At 41.2% G+C, this 255-nt stretch carries 1 protein-coding gene; it reads left to right on the forward strand.

All coding sequences use genetic code 11. The annotated features are described in order from the left end of the window. The coding region (locus tag KVT36_RS31815) for a hypothetical protein (protein WP_217607451.1) at positions 1–203 on the forward strand (203 nt) is incomplete at its 5' end. Positions 204–255 lie beyond the last annotated feature (52 nt).

Genomic DNA, 255 nt, shown 5'->3' on the forward strand with positions numbered 1-255 from the left:
CTTCGCCATTTATGCGCATCCAATTGGTATTTGAAAAAGATCAGTTAATAGGTATCGTACATTCGCAGAACATTCATATCCCCAGTACCACCAATGCAGCACTGGAAAGGGATTTCCAGGTAGCTTTTTATAATGACATTCCGCAGGAAACCCAACAAAAATTTATAAAGGCATTTAATACATTCATGCAGGGGGATGACTAAGCCAGCTACCTGGCTGTAGTTGAACTGTTGACTTCCGGACATTGCCCTTATT

It is taken from the genome of Chitinophaga sp. GbtcB8, assembly GCF_019091455.1.
In the GTDB taxonomy this organism is placed as follows: domain Bacteria; phylum Bacteroidota; class Bacteroidia; order Chitinophagales; family Chitinophagaceae; genus Chitinophaga.